This window comes from Arthrobacter sp. E70 (assembly GCF_058266945.1).
Genome location: NZ_JBYQFR010000002.1, coordinates 322,254 through 346,690, shown reverse-complemented (window position 1 = coordinate 346,690; position 24,437 = coordinate 322,254). Strand labels below are relative to the sequence as shown.

Here is a 24,437-nt window from a genome sequence, read left to right as displayed (position 1 = left end):
ACTCGGGAGTGGCTATGACCCGGCTATCACCGGTGAGCTTCCGGAAGAACGCGCCACCCCCCACAGGGCAGGGGGCGTCAGTAGAACCGGACGGGTAAGCCCGTCACAGCAGTAATGAGAGGCCGGGGCAGCGCCCGTTCCCAGCGGAACACGCAGCGCCGGTAAGTGAGGTGGTACCGCGGTGAGCGTGCAGTCCAGGGACGGCACGGACGCCGTCCTCGCATCCTGAACGGAATCTTCGGCCCCTGCCGGAGGCTCACCACGCTCAACCCAGGATGTCGAAAATGACGTTTTACCCCAAGGCCTCAGCCTCCACCAGTGGCAGTGCAGGCGTTTCCGCCTCCGTGAAGTTCCCGGAGATCGAAGAGCGCATCCTGAAGTACTGGGACCAGGACGGCACCTTCCAGGCCAGCATCGACCAGCGCAGTGCCGACGTCCCCGGCGGGGAGCCGGGCAGCAACGAGTTCGTGTTCTATGACGGCCCGCCCTTCGCCAACGGCCTGCCGCACTACGGCCACCTGCTCACCGGCTACGCCAAGGACCTGGTGGGCCGCTACCAGACCCAGCGTGGCAAGCGCGTCGAGCGCCGCTTCGGCTGGGACACCCACGGCCTGCCCGCTGAGCTCGAAGCCATGAAACAGCTGGGCATGACGGACAAGACCCAGATCGAGGCCATGGGCATCGACAAGTTCAACGACGCCTGCCGGGCCTCCGTGATGAAGTACGCCGACGAGTGGCGCAGCTACGTTACCCGCCAGGCCCGCTGGGTGGACTTCGACAACGACTACAAGACGCTCAACGTCGAGTACATGGAGTCGGTCCTCTGGGCGTTCAAGCAGCTCCACGACAAGGGCCTGACCTACAACGGCTACCGCGTCCTGCCGTACTGCTGGAAGGACGAGACGCCACTGTCCAACCATGAACTGCGCATGGACGACGACGTCTACAAGAACCGCCAGGACCAGACCGTCACGGTCACGTTCCCCATCCTGGCGGGGGACTCGGAACTGTCACAGCAGCTGGCAGGGGTGCAGGCGCTTGCCTGGACCACCACCCCCTGGACGCTGCCCACCAACGCCGCGCTCGCCATCGGGCCTTCCATCACCTACGCCGTACTGCCCGCCGGCCCCAACGGCATCAAGGCGGCCTCTGCCGACGCCCCCGTGACGGGCAGCTTCCTGCTCGCCGCCGACCTGGTGGCGGGCTACGCCAAGGACCTCGGGTACGACAGCTTCGAGGAAGCCGAAGCCGCCGTGGTATCCACCCACACCGGCGCTGAACTGGAGGGCCTGGAGTACCGGCGGCTCTGGGACGACTTCGCCGACAACGAGAAGTACGGCATGGAGAACGCCTGGCGCTTCGTGGTTGCCGACTACGTCACCACCACCGACGGTACCGGCATCGTCCACCAGGCACCCGCCTACGGCGAAGACGACCAGAAGGTGTGCGAGGAGGCCGGCATCCCCGTGGTGCTGTCCGTGGACGAGGGCGCCAAGTTCCTGCCCCTGTTCAAGCACGGCGACCTGCACGACATCGCCGGCCTGCAGGTGTTTGAAGCCAACAAGCCCATCACGCAGGTGCTCCGCGCCCAGGGCCGCCTGGTCCGCCAGGCCAGCTACGAGCACAGCTACCCGCACTGCTGGCGCTGCCGCAACCCGCTGATCTACCGCGCCGTCTCCTCCTGGTACGTGGAGGTCACCAAGTTCAAGGACCGCATGTCCGAGCTGAACCAGGAGATCAACTGGATCCCGGGGAACGTCAAGGACGGCCAGTTCGGCAAGTGGCTCGAGAACGCCCGCGACTGGTCCATCAGCCGCAACCGCTTCTGGGGCAGCCCCATCCCGGTGTGGCAGTCCACCGACCCCGAGTACCCCCGCACCGACGTCTACGGCTCCCTCGCCGAGATCGAGGCTGACTTCGGCCGGCTGCCCCTGAACAAGGACGGCCAGGTGGACCTGCACAGGCCGTTCATCGACGAGCTCACCCGGCCCAACCCCGACGACCCCCGTACCCCCGAAGAGGGCCAGTCCGTCATGCGCCGGGTGGAGGACGTCCTGGACGTCTGGTTCGACTCCGGCTCCATGCCCTATGGCCAGGTGCACTACCCGTTCGAGAACGAGGCGTGGTTCAACACCCACAACCCCGCCGACTTCATCGTGGAGTACATCGGCCAGACCCGCGGCTGGTTCTACATGCTCCACATCCTGTCCACCGCGCTGTTCGACCGGCCCGCGTTCCGCAACGTGATCAGCCACGGCATCGTCCTGGGCTCCGACGGGCAGAAGATGTCCAAGAGCCTGCGCAACTACCCGGACGTCTCCGAGGTCCTGGACCGCGACGGGTCCGACGCGATGCGCTGGTTCCTGATGTCCAGCCCCATCCTGCGCGGCGGCAACCTGATCGTCACCGAACAGGGCATCCGCGACGGCGTCCGCCAAGTGATCCTGCCGCTCTGGAACGTGTACAGCTTCTTCACGCTGTACACGAACGCCGCCAACGCAGGTTCGGGCTATGAGGCGAAACTGCGCTACGACGGCTACAAGGACACCTTGGACCAGTACCTGCTCGCCAACACCGGAGAGCTGGTCCGTGACATGACCGAGCAGCTGGATACGTATGACATCTCCGGCGCCTGCGACTCCCTTCGCAGCTACCTGGACATGCTCACCAACTGGTACGTCCGCCGCAGCCGCCAGCGCTTCTTCGATGAGGACCAGGACGCTTTCGACGCTCTGTTCACCGCGCTTGAGGCGGTCACCCGCGCCGCAGCCTCGCTGTTGCCTTTGGTGACCGAGGAGATCTGGCGCGGCCTGACCGGTGGCCGCTCCGTCCACCTTGCCGACTGGCCGGACGTGGACCTCTTCCCGGCGAACCCGTCCCTGGTCGAGGCCATGGACCGGGTGCAGCAGATTTGCTCCACCGGCTCCTCGCTCCGGAAGGCAGCCAACCTGCGTGTCCGCCTGCCCCTGCAGGAACTCACCGTGGTGGCACCTGGTGCCGGTGCGCTGGAAGGCTTCGCCGCCGTCGTCGCCGATGAACTCAACCTCCGCAGCGTGCGCCTGCTGGACGCCGAAAGCGCCTCACCCGAGGAGTTCGGCATCCAGCAGAAGTTGGTGGTCAACGCCCGCGCCGCCGGGCCCCGGCTGGGCAAGAACGTGCAGGTTGCCATCAAGGGGTCCAAGTCCGGTGACTGGAGCGTGGACGACGCCGGCGTGGTCACCGCAGGTGGGCTGCAGCTGGAGCCCCAGGAGTACACCCTGGAGACCGTCGTGGCGGATTCCGACGGCGGGGAAGGGGCATCGAAGGCCGTGGCAGTTCTGCCAGGCGGCGGCTTCGTCGTGCTCAACACCGAGGTTACGCCGGAGCTTGAGGCCGAAGGCCTGGCGCGGGACATGGTCCGTGCCATCCAGCAGGCCCGCAAGGATGCCGGGCTCAACGTGAGCGACCGGATCCGCACCACCGTGACCGCACCCCGGAACGTGGTGGACGCGCTGCTGGCCAACGCTGAACTGGTCAAGGGCGAGACGCTGACTGTCGACCTCGCCGCTGAGCCTGCCGATGTGTCCGAGCCCGCCGTCGTGGTCGAAAAAGTGGAGGCCTAGGACATGACCGACGAATTTTCCGTGGAAAGCGTCTACGCCGAGCTCCTGGGCCGGGCGCCGGAGAACAAGATGGAGCCGCGCCTGGCCCCACTGTTCCGTGCGATGGACGTGCTCGGCGAGCCGAACAAGGCGTATCCGATCATCCACGTGACCGGAACCAACGGCAAGACGTCCACGGCGCGCATGATCGAATCGGTGCTGCGCGCCCAAGGCCTGAGCACCGGACGCTACACCAGCCCGCACCTGTCCAAGGTCACCGAGCGGATCAGCATTGACGGCCACCCGGTCTCCGACGAGACCTTCGTCCGGATCTGGGACGAGATCCGGCCGTACCTGCAGATCGTGGACGCCGAACTGGAGGCGGAGGGCCAGCAGCGGCTGACCTATTTCGAGTGCCTCACTATCCTGGGCTTCGCCATCTTCGCGGACCAGCCGGTCAACGTGGCCATCATTGAGGTGGGTCTGGGCGGCATCACGGACGCCACCAACGTCGGGGACGGACAGGTATCGGTCATCACGCCGATTTCGCTGGACCACACCGACCTGCTCGGTGACACCACCGCTGACATCGCCTACGAGAAGGCAGGCATCATCAAGCCCGGTGGCTACCTCATCAGCGCCGCCCAGCCGTTGGACGCGGCGCAGGTGCTGCTGGAGAAGGCCAAGGAGGTGGGGGTTCCCTTCCGCTTTGAAGGTGTGGAGTTCGGCGTCGAATCACGCACGGTGGCCGTGGGTGGCCAGATGGTCACCATCCAGGGGATCGCCGGGCGCTACCCGGATCTGCTGGTGCCGCTGCACGGTGCCCACCAGGCGCAGAACGCCGCTGTGGCGGTGGCTGCGCTGGAAGCCTTCTTCGGCGGTGACAAGGAACTGCCGTTCGACGTCCTGCAGGAGGGCTTCGCGGCGGTGACGTCCCCGGGGCGGCTGGAGGTGGTCCGCACCGCGCCCACCATCATCGTCGATGCCGCGCACAACCCCGGCGGCATCCAGGCTTCCGCCGCCGCCCTCCAGGAGGCGTTCACCTTCACCAAGCTCGTACCCGTGGTGGGCGTCCTCAAGGAAAAGGATGCCGAGGAAATCCTCCGCCAGCTCAAGGAATCCTTGGACGGGGTAGCCGAAGAGTACTGCTTCACACAGTCCAACTCGCCCCGGGCTGTCCCGGCCGGAGAGCTGGCTGAACTCGCGATCGACCTGGGATTCGGCGAGGACAACGTCCACATCGCCGAAAAGCTTGACGATGCACTGGAATGGGCCGTGGAGCGGGCCGAGGCGAACGAGGACCTTTCCGGCGGCGTGCTGGTCACGGGCTCCATCACGCTTGTTGCCGAAGCGCGCATCCTCCTCGGAAAGACGGAGGCGTAGCCCGTGGCACGACTGACCAAAGCCCAGCGCGAATGGCGCCCGGGCATGCCAAAGAAGCGCCGCTCCACCAAGGTCATGTTCGCCTCCACGGTGCTCCTGCTGGAAGCGTTCGTGATGTTCTTCGCAACCCTGGTGGTCTTCGGCCTGCGCCGCGGGGAGTTCCCGCCTGCCCTCATCCTCGGTGTGGGCATAGCCCTCAGCGTCGTGATGGTCCTGGCGTGCGCCGTCCTGAGCAAACCCTGGGGCCTGGCATTGGGCTGGATCCTGCAGGTTGTCCTGGTCCTCACCGGCATCTTCGAACCGGCCATGTTCCTGGTGGGTGCGTTGTTCGCGGTGGCCTGGTGGTACGGAATCCGTACCGGCATCCGGCTGGACCGCGAAGCAGCCCAGCGCGATCGTGAACAGGCCGAATGGGAAGCAGCACACCCGGACCAGGCGGCCGGGCCCCAGCCGAAGTCTCCCTAAGCCAGTCCCCGTAGACTTATCCCAAACCCCACCAACGCATTGGAGCAGTTGTGACCACAGAGCGCACCCTCGTCCTGATCAAGCCCGACGGCGTCGCCCGCAACCTGACCGGCGCCATCCTGGCCCGGATCGAAGCCAAGGGCTACAGCCTTGCCGAACTGAAGAAGGTTGATGCCACCCGCGAGCTTTTGGAGCAGCACTACGAAGAGCACGTCGGCAAGCCGTTCTACGAGCCGCTGGTGGAGTTCATGCTCAGCGGACCGGTAGTGGCAGCCATCTTCGAAGGCCACCGCGTCATTGAGGGCTTCCGGTCCTTGGCCGGCACCACCGATCCCACGACCGCGGCTCCGGGCACCATCCGCGGTGACTTCGGCCGCGATTGGGGCCTGAAGGTGCAGCAGAACCTGGTGCACGGGTCCGACTCCACCGATTCCGCCGAGCGCGAGATCAAGATCTGGTTCAAGTAACCCGCGTCCGTCCCGCGTCTGTGGGCGCGAGGTGACAGATAAGGCCAATGTTCGTCGTGAACATTGGCCTTATCTGTCATGTGGCGCGATCGGAAACGCCTAGAAGCCCGAGGTCCCCGCGAAGACCTGGATGAAGGCGAAGAAGATGGTGGCGATGACGGCCACGTAGAGCAGCGCCGTGATGATCCAGCCGGAATCGGCCAGGACGCGGGCCGCGCCGGAAGGCATGGGGATGACGCCGGCGGAAATGTTCCTGATGGTTGTCCAGACAAAGAGCGGGATCATGGCCGCCCACACGATCATGCAGAACGGGCACAGGATGTGGATGGCGTAGAGGGCCTGGGACCACAGCCACACCACGAAGGCGAAGCCAAGTGTGACGCCTGCCTGCAGTCCCAGCCAGTACCAGCGGGCGAAGGTGGCGCCGGACAACAGCGCCATGCCCACCGTGATGGTGATGGCGAAGGCCACGATGCCGATGAACATGTTAGGGAAGCCGAACAACGAGCTCTGCCAGGTCTGCATCACCTGCCCGCAGGAAATCCATGGGTTCACATCGCACACGGTGGTGTGGTTGGGATCCTTGAGGACTTCGAGCTTTTCCAGGACCAGGGTTCCGGAGGCAAGCCAGCCCACCACGCCGGTGATGACCAGCAACCAGCCGAAGGGGCGGTTCCGGGTCATGGCCGGGACGGTCCGCGCAGTACTGCTGACGGAATCGGCGGCGCGTTCCTGGGCGTGGCTGCCGCTGACGGGGGAGATGCTGGGCATGGGTGTCGCGTCCTTTTCGTCCGGTGCTCCTGTGCCTGATTGTAACGCCGGCGGCTGGAGGCCTTTCCCAGCTTCCGGGGCAGGCTCGCCGCTTCCGCCGTGATTTAGCCCGGGTATGAGAGAATGAACGTGGCTGGAAGCCGATCCACATTCGGACTCCGGTCCGGTGGTTTGTTCCCAAGACCGCCAATGATGAGCAGGGCAGGCTTCGGATGCTTCCGACAACTCCCGCGACTCCATTGCGCGGCACCTGGTTGTGGCATGTAGAACAACGGGTTTTCAGAGCGACCGCCGGCTCCTACGGGCTGCCGCACCCTCCATGCCGGTGCGAACCTGGGAGTATCCACTTGACTTCTGTCAACGCCTGCGGGTTTTGACAATATGTGCCCCAATGGGTGCCGGATGTGGCGGTACGTCAGGGGCAGGAGTGTTGCCACATATGGACAATGAGCTGGAACTGGCTGTTAACGATGATGCGGCGGCTACAGAAGCCGCGCCGGCGCCGAAGAGGGCCACGCGCACCCGCCGCAAGGCGGCGCCCAAGGGTGCGGCGGCCGCTGCACCGGAAGACACTGCTGCTACGCCGGAAGGCACTGCCGCTGTGGACGGTGCTGTTGAAGGAGCCGGGCCCGAAGAAGCCGGGCCTAAGACCCCGGCGCGCCGCACCCGGGCACGGAAGAAGGCGGACGCCACCGAACCCTTGCCTGCCTTCGCCGTCGGTGACGCTGACTCCGTTGGAGCCGCACAGGCTTCCCCTGTCGCCGCACCGGCCGGCGGCACACAGGAAAGCGCCACACAGGACAGCGCAACACCAGAGCGCGGCGCCCAGGACGCAGCAACGCCGGACGCCACAACTGAGGCAGGCCCCGCGGCTGCGCCGGCCCCGGAAGCAGAAGCCGAGGCGAAGCCCGTCCGCCGCCGCCGGGTAGCCACCCGCAAGGCAGCGGCTCCGGCGCCGGCCCAGGAAGCGGCTCCGGCGCCGGCCCAGGAAGCGGCCGTTCAGGACGCAGCCGAAGCGGAGGCTGTCCAAGAGCAGGGCAACGGCGCCCCAACGGTCGAACATCAGGCTGCCGGCAACCAGGCGGCCGAGGGCCAGCCTGTTGAGCCCCAGGCCGTCGAACCCCAGGCGGCCGAGGCCCAAAGCGCTGACGCCCAGGGCACGGAAACCCGGAATGCCGACGCCCAGGCCACCGATGCCGGCGTCCCGCAGGCAGCGGACAAGGCAGAAGCCGCGGAGGAAGAAAAGCCGGCCGCCGGGGCTGCCAGCCCCTTTGGTTCCCTTTTCATGGAGCCCGGCTCCCCGACGTCGGTACTCTTCCAGGCACCCGACCTGAGCGCCGTGCAGCGCCCCGCGCCCGCCGCGGCCGAGACGGAAGAGGACGAGGAAGAGGCGGAAACGGACGACGCCTCAGGCCGCCGCCGGCGCCGCAGCCGTGGCCGCCGCGGACGCAGCCGCCTGGGCGGGCCCGAAGATGACACCGAAAGCGGCACCGGCACCGACGCCGAAGGCGCGGAGGATGCCGACGAGGACACCGGGGGACAGCTGGAGGACGGCGTAACGTCCCGTCGCCGTCGCCGCCGCCGCCGTGGCGACCAGGACCTTGAACTGACCGGCGGCGGGGATGATGACCCGCCCAACACCGTGACGAGGGTGCGCGCCCCGCGTCCCGTGAGCGAGGCGCCGGCCAGCAACCGGGTAGCCAGCGTGAAGGGTTCCACCCGCCTGGAAGCCAAGAAGCAGCGCCGCCGTGAGTCACGCGACACCGGACGCCGCCGCACCGTCATCACGGAGGCGGAGTTCCTCGCGCGCCGGGAATCCGTTGACCGGCAGATGATCGTCCGCCAGCGCGACGACAGAATCCAGATCGCCGTCCTCGAAGACGGCGTGCTGGCCGAGCACTTCGTCTCGAAGACCCAGCAGGACTCCCTGATCGGCAACGTGTACCTGGGCAAGGTGCAGAACGTGCTGCCGTCAATGGAAGCTGCGTTCGTGGACATCGGCCGCGGCCGCAACGCCGTCCTGTACGCCGGCGAGGTGAACTGGGAAGCAGTCAACCTCGAAGGCAAGCAGCGCCGCATCGAAAACGCCCTGAAGTCCGGCGACACCGTCCTGGTCCAGGTGACCAAGGACCCCGTGGGCCACAAGGGTGCCCGCCTCACCAGCCAGATCTCCCTGCCGGGCCGTTACCTGGTCTACGTTCCCGGCGGTTCCATGACGGGCATTTCCCGCAAGCTGCCCGACGTCGAACGCAACCGGCTCAAGCGCATCCTCAAGGACCGCCTCCCGGAGCAGGCCGGCGTCATTGTCCGCACCGCGGCCGAAGGTGCGTCGGAGGAAGAGCTGACGCACGACATCAACCGGTTGCGGGCGCAGTGGGAGGGCATCGAAAGCCAGTCGAAGTCCACCAAGATCCTTGCCCCGGAACTGCTCTACGGCGAACCGGACCTCACCATCAAGGTGGTCCGCGACGTCTTCAACGAGGACTTCTCCAAGCTCATCGTGTCCGGTGAGGAGGCCTGGGACACCATCGAGGCCTACGTCACTTACGTGGCACCGGACCTGGTGGGGCGCCTGGAGAAGTGGACCAAAGACCAGGACATCTTCTCGGCCTGGCGGATCGACGAGCAGATCCACAAAGCCCTGGAGCGCAAGGTCTTCCTGCCCTCCGGCGGCTCGCTGGTGATCGACCGGACCGAAGCCATGACCGTGGTGGACGTCAACACCGGCAAGTTCACCGGCAGCGGCGGCAACCTCGAAGAGACTGTCACCAAGAACAACCTCGAGGCAGCCGAGGAAGTGGTGCGCCAGCTCCGCCTGCGCGACATCGGCGGCATCATCGTCATCGACTTCATCGACATGGTCCTGGAATCCAACCGCGACCTGGTCCTGCGCCGCCTGGTGGAATGCCTGGGCCGGGACCGCACCAAGCACCAGGTTGCCGAGGTCACGTCATTGGGCCTGGTCCAGATGACCCGCAAGCGCATGGGTACCGGGCTGCTCGAAGTCTTCGGCGAGCAGTGCGAAGCGTGTGCCGGCCGCGGCGTGGTCACCCACGATGATCCTGTGGAGCACCGCCGCGCCAACATCGTCGCGGCTGAGCACCATGTGCAGCGGTCAGACAACCGGCCCGAGGGCCGGGTGGAAGCCTCCCGGAACGAAGGCCAGCGGACCGACAACAGCCAGCCCGCCGGACGTTCCGAGCGCAAGCGGCGGCGCGGACGCGGCGGCCAGCAGCCGGAGCCGGCCCCGGCACCCGCCGTCCATGTGCACACTGTCCAGCCGGACCCCGCCGACGCCGAGCGGCACGCCAAGGCGGAAGCCACAAGGCTCGCCCTGGCGAACATCGCCGCAGCCGCCCATGCAGCCCACCTGCACGACGACGAGGTCGCGGCCGCCCGCCAGGCGCCGCCCGCACCGCCGGTGGTGCAGCAGCCTGCCCCGGCTGAAGCGGACAAGCACGACGCCGGCACCCGGCCCGCTGCCGTCCTCACCTTCGGCGGCGAGACGGTGCCCCTGCCGTTCGTTGAGCACGCGGGGGAGCAGCAGGCGCAGCCCGCCTTCACCCTGGACCGGCTCGCGGAAGCGTTCGCGCACCTCGGGCAGCCGGCTCCTGCGGCGGAAACTGCAGCGGCCCAGCCCGTGGAAGCACAGGAAGCCAAGCCTGCGGACGTGGTGCGGGAACCCGAGCCTGCCGCCGCCGTACCCGGAACGGAACAGGCGGCGACGGACCAGTCCCGCCAGCGCCGGCCGCGGCGCCACCGCGGTGCCAGCCGTGCCCAGGGTGCCGCCAACGAGACCACGGTCCAGCACCACGAGAACGCGCCCGCGTCCGCCGGAGGGCACTCGCACGAGGCCAAGGCTCCGGAAACGACGAAGGCCCCGGCGGTCACAGCGGAGCCCGGCAAGGCCAGCGAGGAGCCCATCATCCTTGGCGTCGGAGTCCCCGCCTCGGAACTCTAAGCGCTCCGGGTTCTCAGCGCACCACGGCCGTCAGGCCATGCCGGAGGTCCCCGTTGTGTGGACAATTCCCCCGCGAAATGCAGGGGGAGTTGTCCACGCGGCGGGGACTTCCCGCATCCGGAAGGCTGTCACCTTTCCTTCGGGTGCCACCCGCCAGCTAGGCTGGGGAACCGACACGGGGTGCCGCGCACAGGGCCGGCTGAGATCCACACCCGTTGAACCTGTCCGGCTAGTACCGGCGAAGGGATGTCTGTTGTCTTCCACCCTTTCCTTGCCCCTGCCCCCTGCCACCCTTGCCTCCACCGTGGGCCGCGCTGTTCCCCGGGTACTCTCCATCGCGGGATCGGACCCCTCCGGCGGCGCCGGCATCCAGGCCGACCTCAAGAGCATCGCCGCGCACGGCGGGTACGGCATGGCGGCCATCACCGCCCTGACCGCCCAGAACACCCGCGGCGTCCAGGCTGTCCACGTTCCGCCTGCCGCCTTCCTTGCCCAGCAGCTGGATGCGGTCAGTGACGACATCTGCATCGACGCAGTGAAGATTGGCATGCTGGGTGACGACGCCGTCATCCGCACCGTCCGCGAATGGCTCGCCAAGGTGCGTCCCGCCGTCGTGGTCCTTGACCCGGTGATGGTGGCCACCAGCGGTGACCGCCTGCTGAAGGAATCCGCAGAAGCTGCGGTCCGGGAACTGCTGCCCGTTGCACACCTCATCACCCCGAACCTGCCTGAACTTGCCATGCTGGTGGACGGGGAGCAGGCGCAAACGTGGGAGGCAGCCCTGGACCAGGGCCGGCGCCTCGCGGAGGCAACCGGTGCAACGGTCCTGGTGAAGGGCGGGCACCTGGGGGGAACGGCGTGCCCTGACGCGCTGGTCAACACCTCCGGCGAGCTCTCCAGCGAAGTGGTGGAGGTGCCTGGGGACCGGGTGCCCACCCGCAACAGCCACGGGACGGGCTGCTCGCTGTCATCCGCGATGGCCACCGTGCAGGCGCGCCTGGGGGACTGGGAAGCATCCCTGCGGACGGTCAAGCCGTGGCTGGCCGGGGCACTCGAAAACTCGGGACAGTTGGACGTTGGCCAGGGGAACGGTCCGGTCCACCACTTCCACCACGTCCGGCCCGCGTTGCCGGAGGGCGGCTTCGCTGCCCGGCTGTGGGCGGAATCCGAACAGTACCTGGCAGAGATCTATGGGCTCGAATTCATCCGCGGCCTTGCCGGCGGCCACCTTCCCGAAAAGGAGTTCGCCTATTACCTCGCCCAGGACGCGGTGTACCTGAACGGCTACTCGCGGGTCCTTGCGCGGGCCAGTGCACTGGCACCTTCCGAGGCAGAGCAGTTGTTCTGGGCGGGATCGGCCCGGCAGTGCCTCGAAGTGGAATCGGAACTGCACCGGTCGTGGCTCAGCACCCGCCCGACGCAGGACGGACTCGGCCCCGTGACCAAGTCCTACGTTGACCACCTCACCGCTGCGTCGGCGTCGGGCAGCTACGCGGTGCTGGCTGCTGCCGTCCTGCCCTGCTTCTGGCTCTACGCCGAGGTGGGCGAAAAGCTGCACGCGCAGTTCCTTGCAGCAGGGGAGCCCGACGGGCACCCCTATGCGTACTGGCTGCGCACTTACGCCGACGAGGCCTTCGCCGAAGCCACCCGTCAGGCCATCGCGATCGTGGATGCGGCCGGCAGGGCGGCCCCGGACCACGAGCGGGACGCGATGCTTACGGCCTTCAGGCAGTCCTGCCGGCTTGAAGTGGACTTCTTCGACGCGCCGCGCCTTTATTCCTGACACTCCGCCGGCCCCGGCGCCGGTATCATGGAACGGCACGGTGACGGCGTTGCCGTGGGCTTGTGGTTACTATCACAACCCACCCGCCGGAACCAGCCTCATTTGCGGCCGGAGACGAACCTAGCGTATTCTTGATCTTCGGTGCTTACGCCAACACTTGGGTTTCTGACCCCACGGCGTTGAGGCACAGCGAGAAGCCAGGCTTATTCAGCCGGTACCGCACGCAATTTTGTTATAAACGTCGAGAGAAGTGAGTTCCCAAGTGGTGTACGCGATTGTCCGCGCAGGCGGCCGCCAAGAGAAGGTTTCCGTTGGAGACTTCGTTACCCTGAACCGCGTCGCCGGTGGAGCCGGCAGCACCATTGAGCTGCCCGCCCTGCTCCTGGTTGACGGTGACAAGGTCACCTCCGCCGCCGCCGACCTGGCCAAGGTTACTGTTACGGCTGAAATCCTCCAGGACCTCCGCGGTCCGAAGATTGTCATCCAGAAGTTCAAGAACAAGACCGGCTACAAGAAGCGCCAGGGTCACCGCCAGGAACTGACCAAGGTCAAGATCACCGGCATCAAGTAACCTTCGGTTACTGTTCAGGTATTTCAACAGATTCCCCAGAATTTAAAGGCAGGCATTTCAGATGGCACATAAAAAGGGCGCGAGCTCCACTCGCAACGGCCGCGACTCCAACGCTCAGTACCTCGGTGTTAAGCGCTTCGGCGGCCAGGTAGTTTCCGCAGGCGAGATCATCGTCCGCCAGCGTGGCACCCACTTCCACCCGGGCGCCGGCGTTGGCCGTGGCGGCGACGACACCCTGTTCGCCCTGACCCCGGGCGCCGTTGAATTCGGCACCCGCCGCGGTCGCCGCGTCGTCAACATCGTTGCTGCTGCAGCTGCAGAGTAACAACCAGTTCTGAAGTGGTGGAGCGGGCCTGTTGGTCCGCTCCACTGCTCTTTTAACCGCATTACAATCGATGTGGCGTCCACGGGCGCCGCATAAACAGCTTTGAGGAGATCCACGTGGCCAGCTTTGTAGACCGGGTAGTCCTGCACGTATCCGGCGGGACCGGCGGCCACGGATGCGTCTCCGTCCACCGTGAGAAGTTCAAGCCACTTGGCGGGCCCGACGGCGGCAACGGCGGCAACGGCGGCGACGTGATCCTCCGCGTCGACCACCAGACCACCACGCTGCTTGACTACCACCACGCACCGCACCGGCACGCCAGCAACGGCGGCCCGGGCATGGGGGACTGGCGCGGCGGGAAGAACGGCGAAACCCTCGTCCTGCCTGTCCCGGATGGGACGGTCGTCAAATCCAAGGACGGCACTGTCCTGGCGGACCTCGTCGGCGAAGGCACCGAGTACGTTGCTGCCGCAGGCGGCCTGGGCGGCCTGGGCAACGCGGCCCTCTCCTCCCAGAAGCGCCGCGCACCCGGATTCGCGCTCCTGGGAATCGAAGGCGACTCCCGGGACATCGTGCTGGAACTGAAGTCCATCGCGGATATCGCGCTGGTGGGCTTCCCGTCCGCGGGCAAATCCAGCCTGATCGCCGCCATGTCCGCCGCCAGGCCCAAGATCGCGGACTACCCGTTCACCACGCTGATTCCCAACCTTGGCGTCGTGCAGGCCGGCGACGTCCGGTTCACCATCGCCGACGTCCCGGGCCTCATTGAAGGCGCCAGCGAAGGCAAGGGCCTGGGGCACAACTTCCTCCGCCACGTCGAGCGCTGCGCGGCCCTGGTCCACGTGCTCGACTGCGGCACCCTGGAATCGGACCGCGACCCCCTTTCGGACCTCGCCATCATCGAGGCCGAGCTGGAGAAGTACGCCGTGGACATGAGCTACGCGGGCCAGGACGGCAAGGTGGTTCCCCTGAACCACCGCCCCCGCCTGGTGGCCCTGAATAAGGTGGACCTGCCGGACGGCAAGGACATGGCCGAATTCGTCCGTCCCGAACTCGAGTCCCGCGGTTACCGCGTCTTCGAGGTCTCGGCCACAAGCCACGAGGGCCTGCGGCAGCTCGGCTTTGCCATGGCCGAGATCGTCAAGGCCGCGCGCGACGCGGTCGAAGCTGCCCCGCCCAAGGTCCAGCCGGCCGTGCTGCGGCCGCGCGCGGTCAATGAAACCGGGTTCAAGATCCGGCGCGAGGAAAAGAACCTGGAGCCGTTGTTCCGCGTCCTGGGTGAAAAGCCGGAGCGTTGGGTCAAGCAGACAGACTTCACCAACGAGGAAGCCATCGGCTACCTGGCCGACCGGCTGGCCAAGCTGGGCGTGGAAACGGAACTCTTCAAGCAGGGCGCCAAGCCGGGCGACACCGTGGTCATTGGTGAGGATGACGGCGTCGTCTTCGACTGGGAGCCCACCATGATGGCAGGCGCCGAGCTCCTGGCCTCGCCGCGTGGCACCGATGTGCGGTTTGCCGATATCGGCGACCGCCCCACCCGCAGCCAGAAGCGCGAGGAGCAGCTGGAACGCCGCGAGGCCAAGGCTGCCGCCCGCGCGGAGCTTGAGGCGGAGCGGAAGGCCGGCATCTGGACGGAATCCGTCAGTGGACGCCGCGCCGCCCAGCCCCTCAGGGAGAGCGGAGTGGAAGCGGACGATGACTTCTAGGGCCATGGCGGCCGAGCGGCTGGCGGCCACCGACAGAAGCGTGCTGGCAGGGGCCCGCCGCATCGTGGTGAAGGTCGGTTCGTCGTCGCTGACCAGCATCAAGGGCGGAATCTCGGAAGAAGCGCTGACCGCCCTCGCGGATGCGCTGGCTGCCAAGCGCAATGCGGGCACCGAGATCATCCTGGTTTCCTCCGGCGCCATCGCCGCCGGCCTCGCTCCGCTGGGCCTGGCCAAGCGGCCACGCGACCTGGCTACCCAGCAGGCCGCCGCCAGCGTGGGCCAGGGCCTGCTGATGGCCCGGTACACCCAGGCTTTCGGAGCGCACGGCGTCACCGTCAGCCAGGTGCTGCTCACCGCGGAAGACCTGATGCGCCGCAGCCAGCACAGCAACGCGCTGCGGGCCATGGACCGGTTGCTCAACCTCGGCGTGGTTCCGGTAGTCAACGAGAACGACACCGTCGCCACCCACGAGATCCGCTTCGGCGACAATGACCGGCTTGCGGCGCTGGTGGCCCACCTGGTCCGCGCGGATGCGCTTGTGCTGCTGTCCGACGTCGACTCCCTGTACGACGGGCCGCCCTCCCAGGGTGCCAAGCGCATCCCCCTGGTCACCGGGGCGCACGATCTTGACGGCGTGTCCATCGGGAAGGCCGGGAAGGCCGGCGTGGGCACCGGCGGCATGCTCACCAAGGTGGAGGCGGCCAGCATGGCTGCAGGCTCCGGCATCCATGCCCTGGTGACCTCCACTCCAAACGCTGCCGCGGCACTGAACGGTGAGGACGTGGGCACCTGGTTCACCGTCAACGGGTCCCGCAAGCCCGTCCGGCTGCTGTGGCTGGCCCACGTCGCCTCGGTCCAGGGGCGCCTGGTACTCGACGACGGTGCGGTGCGCGCCGTGCGGCATCACCGCACCTCCCTGCTGCCGGCGGGGATCTCCGCGGTACACGGGGACTTCGAGGCGGGCGACGCCGTCGAGCTTGCTGCTGCCGACGGAACCGTCATTGCCCGCGGACTGGTGAACTACTCGTCCGAGGAACTTCCCAGGATGCTGGGGCGGTCCACGCACGACCTGGCCCAGGAACTTGGCAGCGGCTATGACCGCGAAGTTGTTCATGTTGACGACCTCGTGCTGGTCTGAGCCTGGGGCTCGCCTAAACTTGGACCATGACTGAAGCCCTGATCCATCACGCTGCCGAAAACCCTGGAGACGCTGCCGCCGAGGCCCAGGCGCAACCGGTGCCTTCCGCAGCCCAGGCATCAGCCGAAGCGCCCGGTGCCGGCGTTGAGGCAGCAGTCCACGCGATCGCCGACCGTTCGCGCCACGCCGCGCGCCGGATGGCCATGGCCAACCGCGCATGGAAGGACCGCGCGCTCCGGGCCGTGGGAGCCGCACTGCGGGAGAACACCCAGGCGGTCCTCACCGCGAACGCGCAGGACCTTGCCGCCGGCAAGGCCAACGGAACCTCCGCGGCGCTCCTGGACCGGCTCACCCTGAACGAAGCCCGCATCGCCGGCCTGGTAGCCGCACTCGAAAACCTGGCCGGCCTCCCCGACCCGGTAGGCAACGTGGTGCGGGGCCAGACCCTCCCCAACGGGCTCCGCCTGCGGCAGGTCAACGTGCCCATGGGCGTGGTGGCCGCCATCTACGAGGCCCGGCCCAACGTCACGGTGGACATCGCCGGACTGGCGCTCAAGAGCGGCAACGCTGTGATCCTGCGCGGGGGCAGCGCCGCAGAGGCAACCAACCAGGTCCTGGTCCGGGTGCTGCGCGAGGCCCTGGAATCGGTAGGACTTCCCGCGGACGCCGTGCAGACTGTTGACCAGTACGGCCGTGCGGGTGCCAACGTCCTCATGAAGGCCCGAGGCCGCGTGGACGTCCTGATTCCCCGCGGTGGCCGCGAGCTGATCCAGACCGTAGTCACCAACTCCGCCGTCCCGGTCATCGAGACGGGGGAGGGGAACGTGCACATCTTCATCGACGAATCCGCCGACGAAACCATGGCCGTCGAGATCCTGCTCAACGCCAAAACCCAGCGGCCCAGTGTGTGCAACACCGTGGAAACGCTGCTGGTCCACTCGCGCTCCAGCGTGCTGCCCGCCGTCGCTGCTGCCCTGAGCGCCGCAGGTGTACGGCTCCACGCCGACGACCGCATTCGGGCTGCCCTGCCCGCCGGCATCGATGCGCAGCCGGCCACGGACAAGGACTGGGGCACGGAGTATATGGACCTTGACCTTGCGGTGGGCATGGTGGACAGCATGGATGACGCAATCCAGCACATCCGCACCTGGTCCACGGGGCACACCGAGGCAATCCTCACTAACAGCCTGGCCAACGCCGAGAGGTTCATCGCGGAGGTGGATTCAGCGGCTGTGATCGTCAACGCTTCCACCCGGTTTACCGACGGCGGGGAGCTCGGCCTGGGGGCGGAGGTCGGCATCTCCACCCAGAAGCTGCACGCCCGCGGTCCCATGGGCCTGACGGAACTCACCACCACCAAGTGGATCGTCCAGGGCGAAGGCCAGGTCCGCGGGTAGCAACGCGGTAACATAGACCAGAACCTCACAGACAGCGGAAGGTTCCGCTGTCCCGTAATCATTGACCATAGGGGAGAAAATGCTCCAGCAGATTGCCACGTCCGTCGCCGCCGCAGGTGAAGCAGGCCACGAAGAGCTCGCTCCGCTCTGGGCCGAACCGTGGGTCTTCGGGGTCAGCATGTTCGCCATCTTCGTGGTGCTGATGTTCATCACGCTCTCCTACACCAACCTGGGCAACCGCCACGCTGCCACCGAGGAGCACGCGGATCCGCACCGCCAGCACCCCAACAAGCACGATCGCGGGCAGGGCCACTAAGATTTCCCACAACCTGCGCCGCAATGGTGCCCGGGGGCGGCTGCGGCTGGGCGTGATGGGCGGGACTTTCGATCCCATCCACCACGGCCACCTGGTGGCTGCCAGCGAAGTCGCGGCCGAATTCGACCTCGACGAGGTGGTCTTCGTGCCTACCGGGCAGCCATGGCAGAAGTCCCACAAACAGGTCAGCGAGCCCGAGCACCGGTACCTCATGACCGTTATCGCCACGGCCTCCAACCCCCGGTTCACGGTCAGCCGCGTTGACGTGGACCGCCCGGGCCCCACCTACACCATCGACACCCTGCGCGACCTGCGGGCACAGCGGCCCGACGCCGACCTGTTCTTCATCACGGGAGCGGATGCCCTCGCGCAGATCCTGTCATGGAAGGACATCGACGAACTGTGGTCGCTGGCCCACTTCGTGGGAGTCACCCGGCCCGGCCACGTCCTGGACGGCATGGGCCGCGACGACGTCAGCCTCCTTGAAGTACCCGCCATGGCCATCTCATCGACGGACTGCCGCACCCGGGTGGCGGCCAACGACCCCGTCTGGTACCTGGTCCCGGACGGAGTGGTCCAGTACATCGCCAAATACGGCCTTTACTCCGAGGTGCCAGCCAACGGCAACGGTCCAACTTCCGAAGCACGCGAACCAGCCAGTACCGAGTGAGTTCTCAATGAGTCAGGAACAGCCCCCCATCCGCAGCCGCCGGGAACTCCGGAAGGCCAGGGACGCCCAGCAGGCAGCCCTGCCCGCCACGGAGCAGCGTCCCCCGGCGGCGGACCGGCCGGCCCCGGCGGACCGGCCTGCAGCCGGCGCGGCTGCTCCCGCCCGCCCTGGGAATGCTCCTGCCGCGGAGCCCCGTCCTGCCGCCGACGCCGCGCCCGCCACGCAGCGCTCCTCCCAGATCCGTGCGAGGGACCGCGCCGCGCTGCGCACCATCAAGGAACTCGAGGAAAAAGAAGGGCAGTTGAACGCCGGCGGACCGCCCACCAGGCGCCAGCTGCGGCTGCAGCAGCTTAAGGAACAGGCGCTGACGGCGGCCAACCCGGTGGTCCCCGCCCCTGGCGGCCCCGCGCCTGCTGCACAGACGCCGCCGGCAGCGCCACAGCCCCCCAAGGATTCCGGCCAGGGCGCGCCCGCCGGCGCCCAGCCTCCCGCTCCGTCCGCACCGCAGGGCATGACAGTCGAACAGGCTCTCGCGGCGCGGGCCCTGATCGCTGAACAGGCGAAAAACCAGATCGCCAAGATGGAGCACATCGCCTCCCTGGATCCGGAAGCCGTCGATCCGGAGATCCTGGCCGAGCAGATTGCGCTGGCCGAGCGGGCTGCCGTCCTGAACCGCCGCGCCATGGCAAGGCAGAAACTCGCAGAACAGGCGGGAGGCACCGGCAACCCGCCCAAGGAGGCCCCTGCCAAGGACACGCCCGGGCCGTCCACCGCCAACAACCTCGCCATGGTGACGCCGCTGGAATTCGTCCAGGTCCCGGGAATCGATCGTCCCGTCATGAAGCCGCCGGCAACCTCGCATGTCCCGGTGACCACCCGGCCCGGCACGAAGGTACCGCCGGGGGCCGGCAAGCGGAAGCCTGCCGCGAGGCCCAGGACAAACCCGGCCGACGCCGGCAGCGGCCGGTCACAGGTCATTGCGCGGGCAGAGGCTGCCGCCAAGGCCGCACGCCGGCCCAAACCCGTGGTGCTGCCGGATGACCAGTCCGAGGACCTTTTCGAGGAGCTGCCCCGGATCCCGGCGAGGGACGCCCACGGCCTCGATCCACTCGATGCAGCCACGGCAGGACTGGCACGCGCCCGGCGGAACCGCATCCTGCAATTCTGCATCCTCGCCTTCGGGATCCTCGCCCTCGTCTCGGGCATCATCCTGATCATCAGCGGCATGTCCCGCTGACCGGCTCTACGAGCCACCAATACTTAAAACCCACTAAGGAGTCCCGTGACCGCATCAGAATCGTCCATCAGCCTCGCCCGGGCAGCCGCCAAGGCCGCTGCGGACAAAATCGCCCAGGACATTGTTGCCCTGGACGTCAGCGAACGGCTCGCCCTCGCCGATGTCTTCCTGATCGCCTCGGCACCCAGCGAACGCCAGGTGAACGCCATTGTTGATGGCATCGAGGAAGAACTCGGCAAGCAGGGCCTCCACCCGGTGCGCCGCGAAGGCCGTTCCGGGGGCCGCTGGGTCCTGCTGGACTACTCGGACATCGTCATCCACGTCCAGCACGAGGAAGACCGCGTCTTCTACGCCCTGGAGCGGCTCTGGAAGGACTGCCCCGTGGTGGACCTGCAGCTGCCCGACGACGCCTCGGCCAAGGCCGGCGCAACTGCGGAAGCCGAGTAGCCGGCAGGGAATATTCCCGATTTGGAATTTTCGGAATTGCTGTTCTAAGATATTGGAGTTGCTTCGGGGGAGACCACGAAGAAGCTCGCAAGGGCAGCAACAATCCGGGGCTGTGGCGCAGCTGGTAGCGCACCTGCATGGCATGCAGGGGGTCAGGGGTTCGAGTCCCCTCAGCTCCACCGGATAGTCCACCGGAATCGTCAGATTCCGGTGGACTTTTTTGTTTCGGCAGATTGCACCGCCGCCCGGACTTTACACCCGCGAATCCGGGGGTGACTTGTCCAGTAGCGGGGGTGTGGCAGTGTTAGGCCGGCTCCGGTCGACGGCCGATTGGCGTCCCGGACAAAAGTGCATTACTCTGGTCAGGTTGCTCCGGGGAATTCCACCGGAAGGAACAAGAGTACGGGGGTCAGGTTGCTCCGGGGAATTCCACCGGAAGGAACAAGAGTACGGGGCTGTGGCGCAGCTGGTAGCGCACCTGCATGGCATGCAGGGGGTCAGGGGTTCGAGTCCCCTCAGCTCCACCGTAGGAATGAACAAAGGGAACCATCACGCGTGATGGTTCCCTTTGTTGTTGCCGCCAGCAACTGTTAGGGGCCAAAACCCTTCCGGCGCAGGTCAAAGCGCGGTACAACTGTGATTGAGGGCACATCGTCCCGCCTCCGGACTGCTTTCATCCAAAGCGGCGGCCGCGGGACGGGCTGACGAGGAGGTCGCAGATGTCCCACGCAGATGGTTCCGGCAACAGCTCGAACGGCGCAACTTCTTCAAACGGATCGCCCTTGACGCGCGATACCGCCATCCGCGGCCCGGCCAGGCCTGCCCCGTATATCGGCGCCGGCATCCTTCTGGCCGCTGCGATCCTGTTTCCCCTGATGCCGCAGCTGTACTCGTTTGATGCGCCGCGGCTTGGCGGCATGCCGTTCTTCTACTGGTACCAGCTGGTCTGGGTGCCGGTTTCCGCCGCATTGACGGGCACCGCCTACTGGCTTGTCACCAGGGAGGACCGACGACGGCGGGCAGCGGTCAGCGCCGGCGGCCCGCCGTGGACAGGCGAGGGCTCGGCCGAGGCAGGGTTGGGAGGCGAGCGGCCGTGAACGGGCGCGACATCAACTGGATCGCGCTGGTCATCGTGGTGCTGCTCTTCGTCGTGGTGGCCGTGATGGGGTTCCTGGCGGCCAAGTGGCGGCGCACCGGCGAGGAAGGCCTCCATAGCCTCGACGAGTGGGGGCTGGGCGGCCGCGGGTTCGGGACCTGGATCACCTGGTTCCTGCTGGGCGGCGATCTCTATACCGCCTACACCTTCGTCGCGGTGCCGGCGGCCATGTGGGCTACGGGCGCAGTCAGCGGTTTCTTCGCCGTGCCGTACACCATCGTCCTGTACCCCATCATCTTCATCATCATGAGCCGCCTCTGGTCGGTGTCCCACAGGCACGGCTACGTGACGTCCGCGGACTTCGTGGGCGGCCGGTACGGGAGCCGCTGGCTGTCCCTGGCCGTCGCCGTCACCGGGATCGTGGCCACCATGCCCTACATCGCCCTGCAGCTGGTGGGCATCAAGGCGGTACTCACCGTCCTCGGCCTCGGCAGCCCGGACAATGTGCTGCTGACCGACCTGCCGCTGATCCTGGCGTTCGTGGTCCTGGCCGCCTACACCTACACCTCGGGGCTGCGCGCGCCGGCGATGATCGCCGTCGTCAAGGACCTGCTGATCTACCTCGCCGTGATCGTGGCCATCATCTACCTGCCCATCAAATTCGGCGGCTGGGACACGATCTTCGGTGCCGCGCAGCAGAAGCTGGGCACCGTGAACCAGGCGACGGGCAAACCCGCCGGCGTCTTCATTCCCGGTGCGGCAAACTATTCCGCGTACTGGTCGCTGGCCCTGGGCTCGGCCATGGCCCTGTTCATGTATCCGCACTCGGTCACGGCGGTGCTCGCCTCCAAAGCCCGGAACACCATCCGCCGGAACGCGGCCATCCTGCCGCTGTATTCGCTGATGCTCGGGTTCCTGGCGCTGCTGGGATTCGCAGCCATCAAGGCAGGCACCAAGCCCATTGACCTGGACGGTTCCGTCAACCCCCAGCTGGTGGTTCCGCAGCTGTTCCTGGACCATTTCCCGGCGTGGTTTGCCGGGATCGCGCTGGCGGCCATCGCCATCGGCGCCCTGGTGCCGGCAGCCATCATGTCCATCGCCGCGGCCAACATGTTCACCCGCAACGTCTACCGCGACTTCATCCGGCCGGACGTTGACCCCAAGACCGAGGCGAAGGTATCCAAGATCGTCTCCCTCGTGGTGAAGGTCGGCGCCTTGGTCTTCGTCATCGCCATGGACCAGTCCACCGCCATCAACATGCAGCTGCTGGGCGGCATCTGGATCCTGCAGACATTCCCGGCCGTCGTCGCCGGCCTGTACACCCGCTGGTTCGACCGCTGGGCGCTGCTGGCCGGCTGGGCGGCGGGCATCGTCTTCGGCACAGTGTCCGCCTACAACGTGATCAACCCCGTGACCAAGGCCCACTTCGGCGGGTCCGTGGCGCCGATCCCCGGCACGGACTTCAGCGTCTATATTGCCGTGTCAGCGTTCGCGCTGAACCTGGTGACCGCCGCCGTCCTGACCCTCGTGCTGCGGGCACTGAAGGTCCGGACCGGCGAGGACCTCACCAGGCCCACCGACTACGCCGCCGACGAAACGGACCCCAAGGTCGTGGAGATCGAGAAGACCCAGCGTTACACCCAGCCGGGCGGACCTTCACCGGTAGCCTGACCATCCCGGGCAGCTCCCGGGTTATGCCGCCCTCCTGCCGGGTTACGTCCCGGCAGGAGGGCGCTCACCTTAAAGCCACCCGGTACGGCGCAGCGGCGGGTCCCCGGCGCCGGGGCGCCGCACCAGGACCTGGTTGACACCGGTCAGCCCGTTCTCGAAGCCCAGTGCGCTGGACGCCATGTACAACCGCCACACCCGGGCGCGGCCCTCGCCGGCAAGATGGACGGCACGCTCCCAGTTCTCCTCCAGCCGGCTCACCCAGGCGCGGAGCGTCAGCGCATAGTGGCGCCGCAGGGCCTCGACGTCGAGGACCTCGAAGCCTGCGGTTTCCAGGGCCACCACCACTTCACCGAGGCTGATCATTTCCCCGTCAGGGAAGACGTACCGGGGGATGAACGAATCGGGGTCCGGGCTGGTGGGGCCGGCGTTCCAGGAGATGGCATGGTTAAGCAGCCGGCCGCCGGGCCGGAGCAGCCCGAAAAGCGCTGCAGCATACGCCGGGGTCTGCTCGCGGCCCACATGTTCGGACATGCCGATCGAGCTGATGGCGTCGAACGGTCCATCCTGCACATCCCGGTAGTCCTGCACGCGGATCTCCACCTTGTCCGTCAGGCCGGCGTCGGCTGCGCGTTTCCGGGCCAGCGCGGCCTGCTCCGCCGAAAGGGTGACACCCACCACCGTGGCGCCGTACCTGGCCGCAGCGTGAAGCGCAAAGCTGCCCCAGCCGCACCCGACGTCCAGGACGCGCATGCCCGGTTCCAGGCCCAGCTTGCGGCATGCGAGGTCCAGCTTGGCTTCCTGTGCTGCATCGAGGCCGGCAGCCGGGCCGCCGTCTCCTGCTGGTTTAGCCCGGTCCGGCCACACGGCGCAGGAATAGACCATGGACGGGCCGAGCACCAGGGCATAGAAGTCGTTGCCGACGTCGTAATGGTGCGAGATCGCTGCCGCATCCCGGCGGCGGGAATGCACCTTTCCCTTGCGCGTGACGCGGGACTCCTCCGGCGGCGGAACGGGATTGGGGCCCACAGCCCCGAGCCGTACCGCGGTCCGCAGCAGCAGCCACAGTTCCCCGGCCGTAGGCGGCCGGAAGGGACCCGGTTCCGCGAATTTGCCGGCCGAGCTCAGGGCCGTAAAGGCGGCGAAGATATCTCCCGGCGCGTCAATCTCGCCGGCTACATAGGCGCGGCTCAGGCCCAGCTGTCCCGGCGACCACAGCATCCGCCGCAGCGCCTTCCGGGACCGGAACTCCAGGACCGGCGCGTCCGGGGGGCCGGCTTCGGAGCCGTCCCACGCCTGTAGCCGCAGGGGTATCTGCGGGGTCCCGAGTACGACGGCCAGCGCCCTGGCCAGGCGTGCCGCATGTCCCGTGGTTCCCGATTCCGCCCGAGTGTCTCCCGCTGTATCCATGCGCCAACACTAAAGCCGCAGTGCCCTCCGCGACTATCATGGGGG

19 protein-coding genes, 2 tRNA genes and 1 riboswitch are annotated in these 24,437 nt (G+C 67.3%); of the genes, 19 read left to right on the top strand and 2 right to left on the bottom strand.

Translation table 11 applies throughout. The features are described from left to right. Nucleotides 1–284: 284 nt before the first annotated feature. Genes ileS through ndk form a run of 4 tightly spaced genes read left to right on the top strand, consistent with a single transcriptional unit; the run spans nucleotide 285 to nucleotide 5,896 of the window. Nucleotides 285–3,602 (top strand): isoleucine--tRNA ligase, encoded by a 3,318-nt coding sequence (gene ileS, locus AC3IMC_RS03605; RefSeq protein WP_490917058.1) that lies wholly within the window; start codon nucleotides 285–287, stop codon nucleotides 3,600–3,602. A 3-nt stretch (nucleotides 3,603–3,605) separates the two neighbouring features. Next, nucleotides 3,606–4,964, top strand: a complete 1,359-nt coding sequence (locus tag AC3IMC_RS03600) for a bifunctional folylpolyglutamate synthase/dihydrofolate synthase (protein ID WP_490917057.1) — start codon at nucleotides 3,606–3,608, stop codon at nucleotides 4,962–4,964. A gap of 3 nt (nucleotides 4,965–4,967) precedes the next feature. Further along, a complete protein-coding gene (locus AC3IMC_RS03595) occupies nucleotides 4,968–5,429 on the top strand; it encodes a DUF4233 domain-containing protein (protein WP_490917056.1) in 462 nt (153 codons plus the stop codon). A 50-nt stretch (nucleotides 5,430–5,479) separates the two neighbouring features. Continuing rightward, entirely contained in the window at nucleotides 5,480–5,896 is a 417-nt protein-coding gene (gene ndk / locus AC3IMC_RS03590) for a nucleoside-diphosphate kinase (protein WP_221385837.1), read from the top strand. Nucleotides 5,897–5,995: 99 nt separating this feature from the next. Here the strand turns inward: ndk and AC3IMC_RS03585 are convergent, their stop codons facing one another. After that, the gene (locus tag AC3IMC_RS03585) at nucleotides 5,996–6,667 is read right to left on the bottom strand and encodes a vitamin K epoxide reductase family protein (RefSeq protein WP_490917055.1); all 672 of its coding nucleotides are present in this window, start codon (nucleotides 6,665–6,667) and stop codon (nucleotides 5,996–5,998) included. 439 nt (nucleotides 6,668–7,106) lie between these two features. Here AC3IMC_RS03585 and AC3IMC_RS03580 point away from each other — a divergent pair, with 439 nt between their 5' ends. The 15 genes from AC3IMC_RS03580 to mctP all read left to right on the top strand — a co-directional run bounded on the left by AC3IMC_RS03580 (nucleotide 7,107) and on the right by mctP (nucleotide 22,985). Further along, complete coding sequence (locus AC3IMC_RS03580; protein WP_490917054.1) at nucleotides 7,107–10,628, top strand: Rne/Rng family ribonuclease; 3,522 nt, start codon at nucleotides 7,107–7,109, stop codon at nucleotides 10,626–10,628. 166 nt (nucleotides 10,629–10,794) lie between these two features. Continuing rightward, nucleotides 10,795–10,892, top strand: a riboswitch (TPP riboswitch). Between the two features lie 7 nt (nucleotides 10,893–10,899). Next, entirely contained in the window at nucleotides 10,900–12,411 is a 1,512-nt protein-coding gene (thiD, locus tag AC3IMC_RS03575; protein WP_490917117.1) for a bifunctional hydroxymethylpyrimidine kinase/phosphomethylpyrimidine kinase, read from the top strand. A 262-nt stretch (nucleotides 12,412–12,673) separates the two neighbouring features. Further along, the gene (gene rplU, locus AC3IMC_RS03570; protein WP_003803420.1) at nucleotides 12,674–12,982 is read left to right on the top strand and encodes a 50S ribosomal protein L21; all 309 of its coding nucleotides are present in this window, start codon (nucleotides 12,674–12,676) and stop codon (nucleotides 12,980–12,982) included. A 61-nt stretch (nucleotides 12,983–13,043) separates the two neighbouring features. Continuing rightward, nucleotides 13,044–13,307 carry a 50S ribosomal protein L27 gene (gene rpmA, locus AC3IMC_RS03565; protein WP_009372867.1) on the top strand — a complete coding sequence of 88 codons (264 nt, stop codon included), beginning with the start codon at nucleotides 13,044–13,046 and terminating at the stop codon, nucleotides 13,305–13,307. 116 nt (nucleotides 13,308–13,423) lie between these two features. Then, nucleotides 13,424–15,013 carry a GTPase ObgE gene (gene obgE / locus AC3IMC_RS03560; protein ID WP_490917053.1) on the top strand — a complete coding sequence of 530 codons (1,590 nt, stop codon included), beginning with the start codon at nucleotides 13,424–13,426 and terminating at the stop codon, nucleotides 15,011–15,013. Beyond that, complete coding sequence (proB, locus tag AC3IMC_RS03555; RefSeq protein WP_490917052.1) at nucleotides 15,003–16,151, top strand: glutamate 5-kinase; 1,149 nt, start codon at nucleotides 15,003–15,005, stop codon at nucleotides 16,149–16,151. The genes obgE and proB overlap by 11 nt, the downstream gene beginning before the upstream one ends. Nucleotides 16,152–16,177: 26 nt before the next feature. Beyond that, entirely contained in the window at nucleotides 16,178–17,548 is a 1,371-nt protein-coding gene (locus AC3IMC_RS03550) for a glutamate-5-semialdehyde dehydrogenase (RefSeq protein WP_490917051.1), read from the top strand. Between the two features lie 79 nt (nucleotides 17,549–17,627). After that, on the top strand, nucleotides 17,628–17,864 hold the full coding sequence (locus AC3IMC_RS03545; protein ID WP_221385842.1) for a hypothetical protein: 237 nt from the start codon (nucleotides 17,628–17,630) through the stop codon (nucleotides 17,862–17,864). Nucleotides 17,865–17,877: 13 nt separating this feature from the next. Beyond that, the gene (nadD, locus tag AC3IMC_RS03540) at nucleotides 17,878–18,534 is read left to right on the top strand and encodes a nicotinate-nucleotide adenylyltransferase (protein ID WP_490917116.1); all 657 of its coding nucleotides are present in this window, start codon (nucleotides 17,878–17,880) and stop codon (nucleotides 18,532–18,534) included. Nucleotides 18,535–18,541: 7 nt separating this feature from the next. After that, nucleotides 18,542–19,771 (top strand): hypothetical protein, encoded by a 1,230-nt coding sequence (locus AC3IMC_RS03535; protein ID WP_490917050.1) that lies wholly within the window; start codon nucleotides 18,542–18,544, stop codon nucleotides 19,769–19,771. Nucleotides 19,772–19,816: 45 nt separating this feature from the next. After that, nucleotides 19,817–20,218, top strand: a complete 402-nt coding sequence (gene rsfS, locus AC3IMC_RS03530) for a ribosome silencing factor (RefSeq protein WP_490917049.1) — start codon at nucleotides 19,817–19,819, stop codon at nucleotides 20,216–20,218. Nucleotides 20,219–20,324: 106 nt separating this feature from the next. Beyond that, a tRNA-Ala gene (locus AC3IMC_RS03525) sits at nucleotides 20,325–20,397 on the top strand. Between the two features lie 272 nt (nucleotides 20,398–20,669). Then, nucleotides 20,670–20,742 (top strand) — tRNA-Ala (locus AC3IMC_RS03520). A gap of 195 nt (nucleotides 20,743–20,937) precedes the next feature. Beyond that, on the top strand, nucleotides 20,938–21,315 hold the full coding sequence (locus tag AC3IMC_RS03515; protein WP_490917048.1) for a DUF3311 domain-containing protein: 378 nt from the start codon (nucleotides 20,938–20,940) through the stop codon (nucleotides 21,313–21,315). Then, nucleotides 21,312–22,985, top strand: coding sequence for a monocarboxylate uptake permease MctP (mctP, locus tag AC3IMC_RS03510; protein ID WP_490917047.1), 1,674 nt, complete (start codon nucleotides 21,312–21,314; stop codon nucleotides 22,983–22,985). Before AC3IMC_RS03515 ends, mctP begins: the two co-directional genes overlap by 4 nt. Before the next feature lie 69 nt (nucleotides 22,986–23,054). On the opposite strand, the gene AC3IMC_RS03505 is transcribed toward mctP, so the two are convergent. Then, entirely contained in the window at nucleotides 23,055–24,392 is a 1,338-nt protein-coding gene (locus tag AC3IMC_RS03505) for a class I SAM-dependent methyltransferase (protein ID WP_490917046.1), read from the bottom strand. Nucleotides 24,393–24,437: the final 45 nt, after the last annotated feature.